The organism is Isoptericola cucumis, assembly GCF_014635665.1.
GTDB lineage: Bacteria > Actinomycetota > Actinomycetes > Actinomycetales > Cellulomonadaceae > Isoptericola > Isoptericola cucumis.
The window spans coordinates 88154-104338 of the sequence record NZ_BMDG01000007.1; the positions used below are offsets into that span (position 1 = coordinate 88154).

Annotated in this window: 13 protein-coding genes; 6 read left to right on the forward strand and 7 right to left on the reverse strand. The window is 73.6% G+C overall.

Going from position 1 to position 16185, the window contains the following annotated elements; all coding sequences use genetic code 11:
- Window positions 1–22: 22 nt before the first annotated feature.
- Window positions 23–823: a DUF4097 family beta strand repeat-containing protein gene (locus IEW03_RS11545; RefSeq protein WP_188523839.1), complete on the forward strand. Its 801-nt coding sequence runs from the start codon at window positions 23–25 to the stop codon at window positions 821–823.
- 15 nt (window positions 824–838) lie between these two features.
- Window positions 839–1372 (forward strand): mycothiol transferase, encoded by a 534-nt coding sequence (locus IEW03_RS11550; protein WP_229737934.1) that lies wholly within the window; start codon window positions 839–841, stop codon window positions 1370–1372.
- 4 nt (window positions 1373–1376) lie between these two features.
- Here IEW03_RS11550 and IEW03_RS11555 read toward each other — a convergent pair whose 3' ends face one another.
- Window positions 1377–1979 (reverse strand): GDSL-type esterase/lipase family protein, encoded by a 603-nt coding sequence (locus IEW03_RS11555; protein WP_188523840.1) that lies wholly within the window; start codon window positions 1977–1979, stop codon window positions 1377–1379.
- A 149-nt stretch (window positions 1980–2128) separates the two neighbouring features.
- The gene (locus IEW03_RS11560; protein WP_229737935.1) at window positions 2129–3094 is read right to left on the reverse strand and encodes an aldose 1-epimerase family protein; all 966 of its coding nucleotides are present in this window, start codon (window positions 3092–3094) and stop codon (window positions 2129–2131) included.
- Between the two features lie 126 nt (window positions 3095–3220).
- Here IEW03_RS11560 and IEW03_RS11565 point away from each other — a divergent pair, with 126 nt between their 5' ends.
- Window positions 3221–4216: an aldo/keto reductase gene (locus IEW03_RS11565; RefSeq protein ID WP_188523980.1), complete on the forward strand. Its 996-nt coding sequence runs from the start codon at window positions 3221–3223 to the stop codon at window positions 4214–4216.
- A gap of 91 nt (window positions 4217–4307) precedes the next feature.
- Here the strand turns inward: IEW03_RS11565 and IEW03_RS11570 are convergent, their stop codons facing one another.
- The 3 genes from IEW03_RS11570 to IEW03_RS11580 form a co-directional block, all read right to left on the reverse strand.
- Window positions 4308–8168 carry a multifunctional oxoglutarate decarboxylase/oxoglutarate dehydrogenase thiamine pyrophosphate-binding subunit/dihydrolipoyllysine-residue succinyltransferase subunit gene (locus tag IEW03_RS11570; protein ID WP_188523842.1) on the reverse strand — a complete coding sequence of 1287 codons (3861 nt, stop codon included), beginning with the start codon at window positions 8166–8168 and terminating at the stop codon, window positions 4308–4310.
- A gap of 306 nt (window positions 8169–8474) precedes the next feature.
- Entirely contained in the window at window positions 8475–9569 is a 1095-nt protein-coding gene (locus tag IEW03_RS11575) for a HAMP domain-containing sensor histidine kinase (RefSeq protein WP_188523843.1), read from the reverse strand.
- A 1-nt stretch (window position 9570) separates the two neighbouring features.
- A complete protein-coding gene (locus IEW03_RS11580; protein ID WP_229737936.1) occupies window positions 9571–10335 on the reverse strand; it encodes a response regulator transcription factor in 765 nt (254 codons plus the stop codon).
- A gap of 170 nt (window positions 10336–10505) precedes the next feature.
- Between IEW03_RS11580 and IEW03_RS11585 the strand changes: the two genes are divergently transcribed.
- The 3 genes from IEW03_RS11585 (at window position 10506) to IEW03_RS11595 (ending at window position 14063) form a co-directional block, all read left to right on the forward strand.
- A complete protein-coding gene (locus IEW03_RS11585; protein WP_188523844.1) occupies window positions 10506–11858 on the forward strand; it encodes a hemolysin family protein in 1353 nt (450 codons plus the stop codon).
- Window positions 11855–12919 (forward strand): hemolysin family protein, encoded by a 1065-nt coding sequence (locus tag IEW03_RS11590; protein ID WP_188523845.1) that lies wholly within the window; start codon window positions 11855–11857, stop codon window positions 12917–12919. The genes IEW03_RS11585 and IEW03_RS11590 overlap by 4 nt, the downstream gene beginning before the upstream one ends.
- Window positions 12920–13169: 250 nt before the next feature.
- Window positions 13170–14063, forward strand: coding sequence for a M15 family metallopeptidase (locus IEW03_RS11595; protein ID WP_188523846.1), 894 nt, complete (start codon window positions 13170–13172; stop codon window positions 14061–14063).
- Between the two features lie 220 nt (window positions 14064–14283).
- Here the strand turns inward: IEW03_RS11595 and IEW03_RS11600 are convergent, their stop codons facing one another.
- Both IEW03_RS11600 and IEW03_RS11605 read right to left on the reverse strand, forming a co-directional pair.
- The gene (locus IEW03_RS11600) at window positions 14284–14925 is read right to left on the reverse strand and encodes a CYTH domain-containing protein (RefSeq protein ID WP_188523847.1); all 642 of its coding nucleotides are present in this window, start codon (window positions 14923–14925) and stop codon (window positions 14284–14286) included.
- A gap of 67 nt (window positions 14926–14992) precedes the next feature.
- Window positions 14993–16156 (reverse strand): bifunctional 2-methylcitrate synthase/citrate synthase, encoded by a 1164-nt coding sequence (locus IEW03_RS11605; RefSeq protein ID WP_188523982.1) that lies wholly within the window; start codon window positions 16154–16156, stop codon window positions 14993–14995.
- Between the last annotated feature and the right edge of the window lie 29 nt (window positions 16157–16185).

Consider the following 16185-nt stretch of genomic DNA (forward strand, 5'->3'; position numbering starts at 1 on the left):
CACAGTTCGCACGAGGAGCCGCATGAGCACGGAGTCGTGGGCGGTCGCCGCCCCGCAGACGATCGAGGTCGAGGGAGTCGCCGGGGTGGACCTGCGCCTGCAGGGCGGGCGCGCCGAGGTGGTCGCCGACCCGGCGGCCACCGGTGCCCGGGTCGAGGTGCTCGAGCTCTCCGAGAAGCCGCTGCAGGTGTCGCGCGACGGCGACCGGCTGCGCATCGGGTACGAGAGCTCGTGGTTCGACTCGGTCGTGGCGCGCGTCAAGAGCCCGCGGCAAGGCGAGCGGGCCGTAGTGCGGGTCGTCGTGCCGCCGGACGTGGCCGTCGACGCCGGCACCGTCGACGCGGACGTCGAGGTCTCCGGCAGCCGGCGGGTCGCCGTGCGCACCGCCACCGGCGCGGTCCGGACGTCGGGCACCACGGGCCCGATGTCGGTCAAGACGGTCTCGGGCGACGTCGCCGCGTCCGACCACACGGGGGACCTCAGCGCGTCGGTGGTGTCCGGGCGCGTGTCCCTCGCCGGGACGCTCGGCCGGGTGTCGCTCACCACCGTGTCGGGCGCGGTCACCGTGTCCGCCCTCTCGGCGAGCCCCATGATCACCGCCCGGACCGTGTCCGGTGCCCTCGACGTCCGGCTGCCGGCCGGCACGCCCGTGAACGTCAAGGTGCGCGGCGCGTCGGGCCAGGTCGTGCTCGACGGGTCCGTGCTGCCCAGCAGCGGCGCGACCCTCGTCGTGGACCACACGGAGCCGCCGGCCGAGGGCGCGGCCGCCGCCTACCTCTCCGCCACCGTCACCAACGCCCACGTGACCATCGACCGTCGCTGACCGGGAGGAGCCCTCGTGCCCGCCGCCACACCGCACGTCACCCTGCTGACCGACGCCTTCGACCGTGTCGCCGGGGAGGCCCGGCGCGTGCTCGACGGGGCCACGCCGGAGCTGCTGGCCTACCGGCCGGACCCGGACGCGAACTCCGTCGCGTGGCTCCTGTGGCACCTGGCGCGCGTGCAGGACGACCACGTCGCCGACGTCGCGGGCACGCCCCAGCGCTGGACGGCGGGCGGGTGGGCCGACCGCTTCGCGCTCCCGCTCGACCCGTCGGACACGGGGTACGGGCACACGCCCGACGAGGTCGCCCTGGTCCGCCCGGGGGCGGACCTGCTGCGCGGGTACGTCGACGACGTCCACGCGGCCAGCCTGGCGTTCGTGGCGACGCTGTCCGGCGACGACCTCGAGCGCGTCGTCGACACCGCGTGGGACCCACCGGTCACCCTCGGCGTCCGTCTCGTGAGCGTGGTGGCCGACGACCTGCAGCACGTCGGGCAGGCCTCCTACGTCCGCGGCCTGGCGGAGCGGGCCGGCGTGGCCGTGGGCTGACCCGTCACTCGTCGGACGGCAGCCCCAGCCAGGCGTGCCACCCGGTGTGCAGCACCAGCCACGCCATGAGCCCGTACCCGGCCTGGCCCGGGTAGGTGTTGCCGTTCGTCGCGAGGTCCGCCAGCCACTGCTCGTGCTGCGCCAGCGGCGTGTACGTGTCCACGTAGGGCACGCGGCGGCGGGCGGCGACGTCGGCGAAGGCGGCGGAGAGCTCGGCGATCCGGGTGCCGTCCTCCTCGCGCCCGGGCGGCGGCCCGACGACGAACGACGGGATCCGGCTCGTCTCGGCGACGTCGAGCACGTTCGCCAGGTTCAGCCGCGACCGCGCGACGGACAGGCCCGAGTCGACGTCGTGCCGGCCCAGCGCGACCACGAGGCGGTTGTCGCAGGTGGCCTCCGGGCCGAACCGGCTCTCCGTCTCCGCCTGCCAGCGGGCGCCGAGCGCCGACGTCGTCTCGCCGGGCACGGCGAGGGTGAACGCCATCGCCGGCTGCTCGAACCGGGTGCGCGCCATGACGCGGCCCGTCCAGCCGAGCGCCCTGGCGTCGCCGACCCCCACGCTGAGCTCGTCACCGACGACGCAGATGCGCACCTCCGGCTGGGTCACCGATCCCTCACCGTCCCTATCCTCGTCCGCCGCCCGCGGTCCGCGGCCGTTGCGCGGCCATTGTGGGGCCACGGCGGCCCGCCGCCGCGTCTCCCACGCCGGGCCGTCGGGAGGTGTCGTCCCGGCGCCCGGCGGGTGCCCAGGGCCGCTCAGAGGATCGTCGCACCCCAGCGCACGGTGTGCTCGTCGCCCGGGGCAAGCCGGACGAGGTCGTCGCCCGTGTTGAACGCGTCGGCCACGCAGCTCATCGGCTCGGCGGCCAGGCCGAACCGCTCGTGGCCGGCGATGTGGTCGGCCGAGCAGACCTGCCAGCAGTCCATCGTCTCGTCCATCCACACGGCCACGGTGCGCCCGTCGGGGCAGCCGAGCCGTGCCCACGCGAGGCCGCCGGCGTCCCGCGTCGCGCCGACCCAGGCGTCGTCGAGGTCCAGGCCGGCCATGCTGCGGGTCTCCCGCAGGTCGTAGGGGCCCGCGACGGGCTCGGTGCCCGTGGGCAGCAGCCGGTCGTCGACGGTGACGTGCGTCGTGGCGTCGAGGCTGACGGTGCAGTCGTCCAGGGCGGCGCCGCCCGTCGACAGCCACGGGTGGAAGCCGATCCCGTACGGCGCGGTGCCCGCGCCCACGTTGCGGGTGCGCACCACGACCTCCAGGCCGGCGGCCGAGAGGCGGTAAGTGACGCGGGATACCAGCTGGAACGGCCATCCCTTCTGCGCCGGCAGCGCGAGCTCGAGCGTCACGGCGTCGTCGGCCACCTCCACGGCCTCCCACCGGTACCAGCAGGCCAGGCCGTGCAGGGCGGTCCCGCGGTCGGGCTCGCTCACCGCGACCTGGTGCCGGGTGCCGTCCGCGGTGTAGACGCCGTCGCGCAGGCGGTTCGGCCAGGGCAGCAGCACGGCGGCGTTGAAGACCGGCGCGGCCTCGTCCTCGCGGAACGGCACGAAGACGTCACGACCGTCCACGGAGTACTCGCGCACCATCGCGCCGACCTCGGCGATCGTGGCTCGGTGTCCGCCGGAGGCGATACGGTGCTGGGCGCCCGACGGCGGGGGCGTTCCGGGCGCGGTCGACGGGACGTGGCCGGGGCCGGCCGGGGTGGAGGTGGCGTCGGTGTTCACGCTCACACCGTAGTCGGGACGCCGGATGGTCGTGCGCGACGTAGCGTAAGGGGGCCATGCATGGGGGGCCCGTACCGGGACCATGGAGCACACGGTGCGGTGGATCGCACCATGAACGGAGGAACGATGGAGAAGCAGGTGCTCGGCCGCACCGGCCGGCTGGTGTCGGTGGTCGGCCTGGGAACCTGGCAACTGGGTGCCGACTGGGGGTCGGTCACGGACGACCAGGCCCGCGCGGTCCTGGATGCCTCGCTCGAGTCCGGCGTCACGTTCTTCGACACTGCTGACGTGTACGGCGACGGCCGCAGCGAACAGGCCGTCGGCGCCTTCCGCGCCGACCACGCGAACGCCGGGATCACGGTCGCGACGAAGATGGGCCGCCGGATGGACCAGGTGCCCGAGAACTACGTGCTCGAGAACTTCCGCAAGTGGACCGACCGCTCGCGGCGCAACCTCGGCATGGAGACGCTCGACCTCGTGCAGCTGCACTGCCCGCCCACCGCCGTCTATTCCTCCGACGAGGTCTACGACGCGCTCGACACCCTCGTGGAGGAGGGAGTCACCGCCGCGTACGGCGTCTCGGTCGAGACCGTGGACGAGGCGCTGACGGCGATCGCACGGCCGGGCGTGGCCACGGTGCAGATCATCCTCAACGCGTTCCGGCTCAAGCCGCTGGACGAGGTCCTGCCGGCCGCGTCCGAGGCGGGCGTGGGCATCATCGCCCGCGTGCCGCTCGCGTCCGGCCTGCTGTCCGGCCGGTACACGCACGAGACGACCTTCGCCGACGACGACCACCGGACGTTCAACCGCAAGGGCGAGGCGTTCGACGTCGGCGAGACCTTCTCCGGCGTCCCGTTCGACGTCGGCGTCGACGCCGCCGCGCGGTTCACGGAGCTGGCCGGGACGGCCCTCAACCAGGAGCTCACGCCCGCGCAGGCCGCGATCGCGTGGGTGTGGCAGCGTGCCGGCGTGTCCACCGTCATCCCGGGCGCGCGGTCGCCGGAGCAGGCCCGCCTCAACGCCGCCGCGGGCTCGGCCCAGGTGCTCGGGCCGCTGTTCACCTCCGGGGTGCGGGAGATCTACGACGACTCGATCAAGGAGCACGTCCAGGACAAGTGGTGAGGTCCGGCTCGCCGCCGGGCCGCCGCAGAAAGCCGGGAGGCCACCGCACCATGGTGCGGTGGCCTCCCGGCTTTCTGCGTCCCGGCGAGGGTCAGCGGTCGAAGGCCTGCGCGACCAGGACCTCCTGCTGCTCCTTGTGCCGCTTGGCGGTGCCGGCCGCGGTGGACGCGGACGCGGGCCGGGCGACGACGCGCACGCGCGGCAGGTCCTCCGGCAGGGCGAGGTGCAGGAACGACCAGGCGCCCTGGTTCTCCGGCTCGTCCTGGACCCAGACGACGTCGGCGCCGGCGTACTTCGCGAGCTCGGCGCGGACCTGCTCCTCCGGGAACGGGTAGAGCTGCTCGAGGCGCAGGATGGCGGTCCGCTCGTCCTGCCGCTTGCGGCGCTCGGCCAGCAGGTCGTAGTAGACGCGCCCGGTGCACAGGAGCACGCGGTCCACGGCGGCCACCTCGACCTCCGCGTCGGGCAGCACCGGCTCGAACGTGCCGGTGGTGAAGTCGTCGACGCTCGACGCCGCGGCCTTGAGGCGCAGCAGCTGCTTCGGCGTGAAGACGATCAGCGGGTGGCGCGGGCGGTCGTACGCCTGCCGGCGCAGCAGGTGGAAGTACGACGCCGGGGTGGACGGCTGGGCCACCGTCATGTTGTCCTCGGCCGCCATCTGCAGGAACCGCTCGATCCGTGCGGACGAGTGGTCCGGGCCCTGGCCCTCGTACCCGTGCGGCAGCAGCATGACCAGCGACGAGTTCTGGCCCCACTTCTGCTCGGCCGACGAGATGAACTCGTCGATGACGGTCTGGGCGCCGTTGACGAAGTCGCCGAACTGCGCCTCCCACAGCACCAGGGCGTCCGGACGCTCCACCGAGTAGCCGTACTCGAAGCCGAGGGCCGCGTACTCGCTCAGCGACGAGTCGTACACCCAGAACTTCGCCTGGTCGCCCGCCAGGTACAGCAGCGGGGTCCACTCGGCGCCGGTGTTGCGGTCGTGCAGGACGGCGTGGCGCTGCACGAAGGTGCCGCGGCGCGAGTCCTGCCCGGCGAGTCGCACCGGGGTGCCCTCCATGAGCAGCGACCCGAAGGCCACGAGCTCGCCGAAGCCCCAGTCGATGCCCCCCTCCTTCGACATCAGCTGGCGCTTCTCCAGCATCTGCGCGAGCTTGGGGTGCACGGTGAAGCCCTCCGGCGGCGCGACCTGCACGTCGCCGATGCGCTCGAGCACCGAGTGGGGGATGGCCGTCTGCCAGCCCACCATGTCGCCGGCGCCCGCGCGCTGCGACTCGGGCCGCTCCAGGCCGAGGATCTCGTCGTCGCCGTCGGGCGTGGTGTTCGCGCCCGCGGACTTGGTCTCGGTGAAGACCCGCTCGAGCTGCGACTGGTAGTCCTGCAGCGCCTGCTCGGCCTCCTCGACCGTGATGTCGCCGCGCGCCACGAGGTTCTTCGTGTACAGCTTGCGCACCGACTGCTTGGCCTCGATGAGGTTGTACATCAGCGGCTGCGTCATCGAGGGGTCGTCGCCCTCGTTGTGGCCGCGTCGGCGGTAGCAGACCATGTCGATGATGACGTCGCGGTCGAACTGCTCGCGGTACGCGAACGCCAGCTCGGCGACGCGCACGCAGGCCTCCGGGTCGTCGCCGTTCACGTGGAAGACGGGGACCTGGTAGCCCTTGGCGACGTCCGTCGCGTAGGTGGTGGAGCGCGACGACGACGGGCCGGTGGTGAAGCCGACCTGGTTGTTGATGATCACGTGGATCGTGCCGCCGGTACGGTACCCGCGCAGCTGCGCGAGGTTCAGCACCTCGGGGACGACGCCCTGGCCCGCGAACGCCGCGTCGCCGTGGATGAGGATCGGCAGGACGGAGAAGCCGTCGCCGCCCAGGTCGATGCGGTCCTGCTTGGCGCGCACGATGCCCTCGAGCACCGGGTCGACCGCCTCGAGGTGCGACGGGTTCGCGGCCAGGTAGACCTTGGTCGTGGCGCCGGTCTCGGCGGTGAACACGCCCTCGGTGCCGAGGTGGTACTTGACGTCGCCGGAGCCCTGGACGCTCTTCGGGTCGAGCTGGCCCTCGAACTCCTTGAAGATCTGGCCGTAGCTCTTGCCGGCGATGTTCGCGAGCACGTTGAGACGGCCCCGGTGGGCCATGCCGATGCCGACCTCGTCGAGGCCGCCCTCGGCGGCCCTGCTGAGGATCGCGTCGAGCAGCGGGATGACGGCCTCGCCGCCCTCGAGGGAGAACCGCTTCTGGCCGACGAACTTCGTCTGCAGGAACGTCTCGAAGGCCTCGGCCGAGTTCAGGCGGCGCAGGATGCGCAGCTGGTCCTCGCGCGGCGTGCGGGCGTAGCCCGCCTCCAGGCGGTCCTGCAGCCACTTGCGCTGCGCCGGGTCGGCGATGTGCATGTACTCGATGCCGATCGAGCGGCAGTACGAGTCGCGGAGCAGGCCGAGGATGTCGCGCAGCGTGTCCTTCGACTTGCCGCCGAAGCCACCGGTGGGGAACCGGCGGTCCAGGTCCCACAGCGTGAGGCCGTGGTTCTGGATGTCCAGGTCCGGGTGCTTGCGCTGGCGGTAGGCCAGGGGGTCGGTCTCGGCCATGAGGTGGCCGCGCGACCGGTAGGAGTGGACGAGCTCGGCGATCTTGGCCGGCTTCGCGGCCTCGACCTCGGCGTCGGTCGTGTTGTCGCGGACCCAGCGGACGGGCTCGTACGGCACGCGCAGCGCCGCGAACACCCGGTCGTAGAAGCCGTCGAGGCCGAGCAGCTTGTTGGCGAGGATCTTGAGGAACTCGCCCGACTGCGCGCCCTGGATGATGCGGTGGTCGTAGGTCGAGGTGACCGTCATGACCTTCGAGATGCCCATGCGGGCGAGCTGCTCCTCGGACGCCCCGGCGAACTCGGCCGGGTAGTCCATGGCGCCGACGCCGATGATCGTGCCCTGGCCGGCCATCAGCCGCGGCACGGAGTGCACGGTGCCGATGCCACCCGGGTTGGTCAGCGAGATCGTGGTGCCGGCGAAGTCGTCCATGCCGAGCTTGCCGCCGCGCGCCTTGCGCACGAGCTCCTCGTAGGCCGCCCAGAAGCCGGCGAAGTCGAGTTCCTCGGCCTTCTTGACGCTGGGGACCAGCAGCTGGCGGGTGCCGTCGGGCTTGGCCAGGTCGATCGCCAGGCCGAAGCCCACGTGCGCCGGCTGCACCACGTGCGGCTTGCCGTCGACGACCTCGTAGTGGGCGTTCATCACCGGCATGTCGGACAGCGCCTCGACGAGGGCGAACCCGATGAGGTGGGTGAAGGAGATCTTGCCGCCGCGGCCGCGCGCCAGGTGGTTGTTGATGACGATCCGGTTGTCCACCATGAGCTTGGCGGGCACCGCGCGCACCGACGTGGCGGTGGGGACCTGGATCGAGGCCTCCATGTTCGTCACGACGCGGGCCGCCGGACCGCGCAGCTTCTGCACGTCGTCGGTGGCCTCGTCCTCGGCGCTCTTCGGCGACGTCTTCGCGACCTCCGCGTAGGGAGCGGTCGACGGCAGCGCCTCGGCGACGGGCGGGGCGACGTCGGGGTCGGCGGGCACGGGGGTCGCGGCCGCGCGCTGACCGGACTCGGCCGCCGCGGTGCCGCCGGCCCGCGGAGCGGGCGCGGCCTCGGCGGGCTCGGTGGCGGGGGCCGGCCGCTCCGCCGCGGGCGGTGCCGCGGGGGCGGGCTGCTCGGCCGCGGGGGCCGGCTGCGCCGCTGGCGCGGGGGCCGGCTGCGCCGCTGGCGCGGGGGCCGGCGCGGCGGAGGCCTGGTCGGCGGCGCCGTTCGACTCGCCCGGGGTGTAGTCGGCGAAGAAGTCCCACCACGCGGGGTCTACCGCGTTCTTGTCCTTGAGGTACTGCTCGTAGAGCTCGTCCACGAGCCATTCATTGGCTCCGAACGCGCTCGCCACGCTGATCGACTCTGACCCGTCCTTCGGGGACACCACGCGCGGATCGCCCACTTTCACACAGTTGCTTCGTTCGTTCGGAAGAGCCCCGGACGTGCCGGTGCGTGTCCCCAGCCTATGCCCTCGGCGGTCGGGGGCCCGGGCGCCGGACCCGCGGGATCGGGCCGATCCGGGCGCCCGGCGAGGCCACTTCGACCGTCCGGTAATGCGCCGGGCAACGACACACCCGGTCGGCCCGTGGATTGCGTCGGGCCCCGTCATGGATGGGCCATCCGGTCGGAATTCGCACCGGCAAGAGTGTGAGCAATCTCACTGTCGTTTCACCCGCCGGCGTCGGGCGTGGCGTCAGCCTTCCGTGTCGGTCGTGACCCCGGGCGCCGGGCGCGCGTGCACCGGCAGGGTCACCCGCATCGTGGCGCCGCGGTCGGTGTCGGCCACCTGGACGCGGCCGCCGTGCAGGTCCACCGCCCAGCGGACGATCGCCAGCCCGATCCCGGTCCCGCCCGTCGTGCTCGGCTGGCGGGACGCGCCCGTGGCCCGCGTGAACCGCTCGAAGACGCGGTCGCGGTCCTCGGGGGCGATGCCCGGCCCCTCGTCGCTCACCTCGAGGACGATCTCGTCGTCCACCGGGTAGGCGTCGAGGCGCACCGTGCCGCCGTGGGGGGAGTGGCGGATGGCGTTCTGCAGGAGGTTGGTGATGACCTGGCGCAGCCGCTCGATGTCGGCCTCGAGCGTGAGGTCGGGCGGGGTCACGTCGACGACGTAGCTGAGGCCCTTGGCGGCGTCCACCATCGACATGGCCCGGGCCGTCTCCTCGAGGAAGTCGCCCACGGAGAACTCGTCGAGGACGAGCGCCGAGGCGCCCGCCTCCACGCGCGACAGGTCGAGCAGGTAGGTGACCAGCCGGGTGAGGCGCTCGGTCTGCTCGAGCGACAGCTCGAGCGCGGCCGGGGTCGGCTCGGTGACGCCGTCGACCATGTTCTCGAGCTGCGCCTGCAACGCCGCCACCGGCGTGCGCAGCTCGTGCGAGACGTTGGCGATCAGCTCGCGGCGCACCCGGTCCGAGGCGTCCAGGTCGGCGGCCATGACGTTGAAGGCCTCCGCGAGCTGGCCCACCTCGTCCCGGCTGGTCGCGCGCACCCGGATCGAGTAGTCGCCCGCTGCCATCGCCTGCACCGCCGCGGTCATGTCCCGCAGGGGGGACGTCATCCCGCGCGCGAGGATCTGCGTGATCACCAGCGACAGGAACACCGCCAGCGGCAGCGTGCGCGTGGGGCCGAGCTGGTTCTGCAGCCCGATCCACGTCACCAGGACGGCGAAGATCACCGTCGCGACGACCAGCACCCCCAGCTTGGTCTTGAGGGAGCGCAGCGGGTCCAGGGGCCGGACGTCGGGGATCCGGTGGTGGTGCGTGGAGCCGCGCGTCGGCCCGGTCGGCACGTCAGCTCGCCGGCGGCTCGAAGGCGTAGCCGACGCCGTGCACCGTCCGGATGAGGTCGGGCCCGAGCTTGCGGCGCAGCGCCTTGATGTGGGAGTCCACCGTGCGCGTCCCGCTCGCGTCGGCCCAGTCCCAGACCTCGGCGAGCAGCTTCTCGCGGGTCTGGACCGTCTTGGGCGAGCTCGCGAGCATGACCAGGAGCTCGAACTCCGTCGGGGTCAGGTGCACCTCCTCGCCGCCCCGGTGCACGCGCCGCTGCGCGCGGTCGATGGACACGTCGCCCATCACCATCGGCGGGTCGGCGGGCACGGTCACCGCGGCCTGGCTGGCGCGCTCGACGCGGCGCAGCAGCGCCTTGACCCGGGCGACGAGCTCGCGCATGGAGAACGGCTTCGTCATGTAGTCGTCCGCACCGACGCCGAGACCCACCAGCATGTCGGTCTCGTCGTCCCGCGCGGTGAGCATGAGGATCGGGATGGGGTGGTCGGCCTGGATGCGGCGGGTCACCTCGAGCCCGTCGATGCCCGGCAGCATCACGTCGAGGACGATCGCGTCGGGGCGCAGGCGGGTCGCGGCGTCGACGCCGGCGAGGCCGTCGCGCGCCACCTCGACGCGCCAGCCCTCGGCGGACAGGCGCTGCGCGATGGCGGCGGCGATCGCCGGCTCGTCCTCGACGACGAGCACGGTGGCGTTGGGCTGGCCTGGGCTCGGCGTCCCGCCCGCGGCGGGGCCGCCTCCCGGGGGGCTCGGAGGAGTCGGGGTGGTCATGGCTTCCATCTTGCACTCCCGGGCTGTGAACGCGCTGTGTACACGCTGTCCGTGCGCGTCGGCCGCGAATCTGCGGCGACGGGGCCGGGCGCGCCGGATAACATCGGAGCCACGATGGACGATCCTCGACATTCCAGACCGGACACCCTCCTCGGCTCGCGAGGTCGATCGTGCTAGGCGACGTGCTCATGGTCGCGCTCGGCGTGCTGCTCACCGCCGGGACGGCCGTCTTCGTGGCGAGCGAGTTCTCCCTGGTCACCCTCGACCCCGCCGTCGTGGGCGGCGACGACGAGGAGGGCGACAGTCCGCCGCCCGGCCACGGCCCGTCCGCCGCGCGTCCTGGCGACCGCAGGGACCGCGCCGTCCGCGCCGGGCTGAAGCACCTGTCGACCGAGCTGAGCTCCGCACAGGTCGGCATCACCGTGACGACGATCCTGCTGGGCTACACCGCCCAGCCGGCGCTCCTGTCGCTCTTCTCCGCCGCGTTCGCCGGCACCGCCCTGGGGGCGGGGGTCGCGAGCGTGCTGGCCGGCGTGCTCGCCCTGCTCGTGGTCAACGCCTTCTCCATGCTCTTCGGCGAGCTCATCCCCAAGAACTTCGCGCTGTCGGCCCCGCACGCCACCGCGCGCGCGGCGGTGCCGGTCCAGCGCGTCTTCACCACGCTCTTCCGTCCCCTGATCTCCGTGCTCAACGGCTCCGCCAACACGCTGCTGCGCCGCATGGGCGTCGAGCCGCGCGAGGAGCTCTCGGGCGCCCGCTCGGCGTCGGAGCTCGTGTCGCTCGTGCGCCGCTCGGCGCAGGAGGGCACCCTCGAGCAGTCGGTCGCGACCCTCCTGGCGAACTCGCTCGAGCTCGACGAGCTCTCGGCACGGGACGTCATGACCGACCGGCTGCGCATGTCCGTCGTCGAGCGGGACACCACCGCGGCCGACGTCGTGGCGCTCGCACGGCGCACCGGGCACTCGCGCTTCCCCGTGATCGGCGACGACCGTGACGACGTGGTGGGCCTCGTGCACCTGCGCCGCGCGGTCGGCGTGCCGCACGACCGGCGCGCCGAGGTGCCGGCGGCCGCCCTCATGGTCGACGCCCCGCGCGTGCCCGAGACGGTCCGGCTGGGGCCGCTGCTCGTCGAGCTGCGCGGGCTGGGCCTGCAGATGGCCGTCGTCGTCGACGAGTACGGCGGCACGTCGGGCATCGTGACGCTCGAGGACGTCGTGGAGGAGCTGGTCGGCGACGTCGCCGACGAGCACGACCCGCGCCGCGCCGGGGTCGTGCGCGGCACCGACGGCTCCTGGGTGGTCCCGGGCGTGCTGCGCCCGGACGAGCTCGCCGAGCGCACCGGCCTGGACGTGCCGGAGGCGCCCGCGTACGAGACGCTCGGCGGCCTGGTCATGGCCCTCCTGGGCCGGGTGCCGGTCGTGGGGGACGAGGTCCAGGTGGACGACGTGCGGCTCCGGGTCGAGGCCATGGACTCGCGCCGGGTGGAGCGCGTGCGCGTGCTCGGGACCCAGGTGGCGCGATGAGCAACGGCACCGCCCTCCTCGTCGGCCTGCTCCTGCTGGTCGGCAACGCGTTCTTCGTCGGCGCCGAGTTCGCCGTCATCTCCGCCCGCCGCTCATCGATGGAGCCGCGCGCCGAGGCGGGCGACCGCCGCGCGCGGACGGCGCTGTGGGCGATGGAGCACGTGTCCCTCATGCTGGCGTGCGCGCAGCTCGGGGTCACCGTGTGCTCGACCGGCCTGGGGATCGTCGCCGAGCCGGCCCTGGCGCACCTCCTCGAGGGCCCGTTCGCGGCCCTCGGCATCCCCGAGTCCCTGGTGCACCCGGTGGCGCTCGTCATCGCGCTCGCGGTCGTGGTGTACCTGCACGTCGTGCTCGGCGAGATGGTCCCGAAGAACCTCGCGGTGGCCGGCCCGGAGACGGCGGCGCTGTGGTTCGCCCCGCCGCTGGTGCTCATCGCCCGCGCCGTGCGTCCCGTCATCGTGGCGCTGAACTGGGTCGCGAACCACGCCGTGCGCCTCGCCGGGGTCGAGCCGAAGGACGAGGTCGCCTCGGCGTTCACCGCCGAGGAGGTGCAGTCGATCGTCGAGCACTCGCAGGCGGAGGGCGTGCTGCACGACGAGCAGGGGCTGCTCACCGGCGCGATCGAGTTCTCGTCCCGCACCGCGGGCGACGTGATGGTGCCCCGGGACGAGCTGGTCGCCGTCGCGCACGGCACCACGCCGGACGACATCGAGCACCTCGTGGCCCGGACGGGGTTCAGCCGGTTCCCCGTCCGCTCCGACGGCGACCCCGACAACGGCTCCGACGGCGGCGCCGCGTTCGACGGGTATCTCCACCTCAAGGACGTGCTCTACGCGTCGAACGGCGACCGCTTCGACCCGGTCCCGGACTGGCGGGTGCGGGCGCTCGCGTCCGTGCGCCCCGACGACGAGGTGGAGGACGCGCTGCGGGCCATGCAGCGCTCGGGCGCCCACCTGGCCCGCGTCGAGGGCGCTGACGGGGTGCTCGGCGTGGTGTTCCTCGAGGACATCCTCGAGGAGCTCGTCGGCGAGGTGCGGGACGCGATGCAGCGCCGCCGGTAGGCGCGCCACGGCGCGTGCCGGCCACAGCCGCCCCGCCGCCGGACGACGAGCGGGCGCCGTCGGGCGGGCACCGGGCGCGTGACCGGCGTCCGGACCGGGCTTGGCCGTGGCGCCGGACACCGTTATGGTTCCGTGACGGGCCGGTCAAGCGGTCGTGTGCGGGGGCACGCGACGCGGGACGGCCCGTGAATCTGAGGATCGGGGAGACCGAGCGACCGGGCGGGTCGTGAGGCAGGTGCACGGAGGTGTGGTGGACGCGACGTCGCAGGGTGACGAACCCGCGCTCCGTTCGCGACGGGCCATCCGTGAGGCAGAGCTCGCCAAGGCCGGCAAGAAGCCCCGTCGCCGCAGCACCCCCACCTCGCCCACCGCGTCCGCCCCGTCCTCGACGGGCGCCACGGCGCGCGCCCGCTCGGCCGCGCGCCACGCCGCCCCCGCCCCGCACGCCTGGGTGACGCGGGTCGCCGTCCTCGGCTCGCTCGCCGCCGCGACGATCGCCGTCCCGCTCGCCACCGACACCGTGGGTGCCGACCGCTCGCCGTTCGACCTGGACACCGTGCCGACCGGGCCGTCGACGCTCGCGCTCCTGAAGTCCGGCGTCGACACCCCCAAGACCTCCGCGGCGATCGCGGCCGCGCCGCGCGACGTCCGCGTCGAGACCACGTCCGCCAGTCGCACCGCCGAACGCAGCCCGTTGCCCGACTGCGACGCCGGCGCGTCGATCGACGGCGGCAACGGCACCCTCGCGGACCACTCGCTGTGCGACCTGTGGCAGCCGGGGGAGCGGCTGCGCGCCGACGCCGCCGTGGCGCTCAGCGCGCTCAACGAGGGCTTCCGTGCGCGGTTCGGCCGCGACCTGTGCCTGGTCGACACCTACCGGACCCTGTCCTCGCAGTACGCCGTGAAGGCGAGCCGCGGCTATCTCGCGGCGGTCCCCGGGGCGTCCATGCACGGATGGGGCCTGGCGATCGACCTGTGCAGCCAGGAGTACAGCTCGAGCGAGGTGTACGGCTGGCTCTGGGAGAACGGCGCCGCCTACGGCTGGGAGAACCCGCCGTGGGCGCAGCGCGGCGGCTCCGGCAACTACGAGCCCTGGCACTTCGAGTACCGGCCGGGCGTCGAAGAGGTCTCCTACTGGCACTGAGCGCCGGTGCCCGCTTCTCCTGCTGCTTGCGACCGAGGGGCAGCCGGGTTCCTCCGCGCGGTCGCGTTCACGCGCCCCAGGGGGCGCTCCACTTCGGGAGGGATACGACCGCGCGGAGAAACCCGGCCGCCCCTCTCGGTGTATCCGTCGCGCTCGTCGCCGTGGGGGACGCAGGCACCGTCGCGGGGCACGGTCGCCCGGTCGACGGCCCGGGTCGAACTCAGGTCGTGAGCGTCGTGTTGCCGCCGAAGTCGTCGCGGAAACGCGGCCCCTGCGCGGCGAGCTCCTGCGCGTAGGACGCCGACCAGCCGCGGTACGGGTCGACGGCGAGCGACTCGTTCGAGAAGCGCCGGTCGTCGGTCAGCTCCGTGACGCAGAAGTCCGGGATCTGCAGGTCGGTGACCGGGCCGGAGCGCTCGCACTCCGCGACGACGAGCGGGTGGTTGGTGCCGCCGAAGACGTCGACCGACCAGCCGTCCGCACCCAGCCAGACCGCGTACCGCGTCTTGAGCACCTGCGCGCCGCCGCGCCGCACCAGCTCGACGCCGACCAGGGGATCGATCTGGCGCTCGGCCTCGTAGCGGGTGCCGCCGGCAGAGGGGCCCTTGACCGTCACGGCCGCGAAGTCGACCTGGCGGCGGTAGAGCTCCAGCACGTCGCGCGCGTCGCTGTCGCCCGCCACCCGCGCCTCGACGCCCGTCGCCTGCACGCGCACCCGCAGGGCGTACCCGCCGTCGGACAGGAAGTACGACTGCACGATGAGGGCGGGGGCGTCGCGCAGCGGGTCGGGCAGGTCCCGCACGAGGAAGCGGCGCTCGAACTCGAAGTCGGAGTACGCGGCGTCGGTGGAGTCAACGGTCATGCGACGAGCGTATCGAGGCCCGTGGTCCGACCGTCACCGCTCGTCGCCTCCCCCCGCCGCCCCCTCGTCAGCCGGTGTGCCCGGCCGGCGGCACCTCGCGACGCGCCGGGCCGACGTACTCGGACAGCGGGCGGATGAGGGAGTTCGCCGCCTGCTGCTCGGCCACGTGCGCCGTCCAGCCGGTGACGCGGGCCGCGACGAACAGCGGGGTGAACGTCGGGGTGTCGAAGCCCATGAGGTGGTAGGCGGGCCCGGACGGGTAGTCGAGGTTGGGGTAGATGCCCTTGCGCTCGACGAACTCGGCCTCGAGCGCGGCGTAGAGGTCCCCGAGGTCCGGCCGGTCGTAGTGGGCGACGAGGGTGTCGAGGGCGGCCTTCATCGTGGGCACGCGGGAGTCGCCGTGCTTGTACACCCGGTGGCCGAAGCCCATGATCTTGCGCTTGGCGGCCAGCGCGTCGTCGAGCCAGGCCGCGACGCGGTCGGCGCTGCCGATCTCCGCGAGCGTGTCCATCACGGCCTCGTTGGCGCCGCCGTGCAGCGGGCCCTTGAGCGCGGCGACGGCGCCCACGACGGCCGAGTGCACGTCCGCCAGCGTGGACGTGATGACGCGCGCCGTGAAGGTCGAGGCGTTGAAGGAGTGCTCGGCGTACAGGATCATCGAGCGGTTGAACGCGTCGGCGACGACCGGCTCCGGCTCGGTGCCGAACGTCATCCACAGGAAGTTCGCGGAGAAGTCGAGGTCGTCGCGCGGCTCCACGAGCTCGAGCCCGCGCCGGCGCCGCTGCCCGTAGGCGACGACGGCAGGCAGCGCCGCGAACAGCCGCACGCTGCGCGCGACGGTCTCCTCCGGACCGGCCGCGGCGTCCAGGGCGGTGAGACCCGCGACCTCGCGCGCCCCGATGACGCTCACCGCGGTGCGCACCTCGTCCATGGGGTGCGCCGACGTGGGCAGCAGGTCGATCGCGGCCCGGACGTCGTCGGCCAGCGCGCGGTGCGCGCGCTCGGTGGCGCGCAGGTCGGCGAGCTCGGCGGCCGTGGGCAGGTCGTCGTGCCACAGCAGCCACGCGACGGCCTCGAACGGCTGGGTCGCGGCGAGGTCCTGCACCGGGTACCCGCGGTACAGCAGGGAGTTGGTCTCGGGGTCGACCTTCGAGATCGCCGTGACGTCGGCGACGACGCCGGCGAGCCCCTTGCGGACCTCGGGCTGCGTGGCGTCCTCGGGCTGGGTCATCGTCATCGTGCTCCTTCGCGTCGATGGGG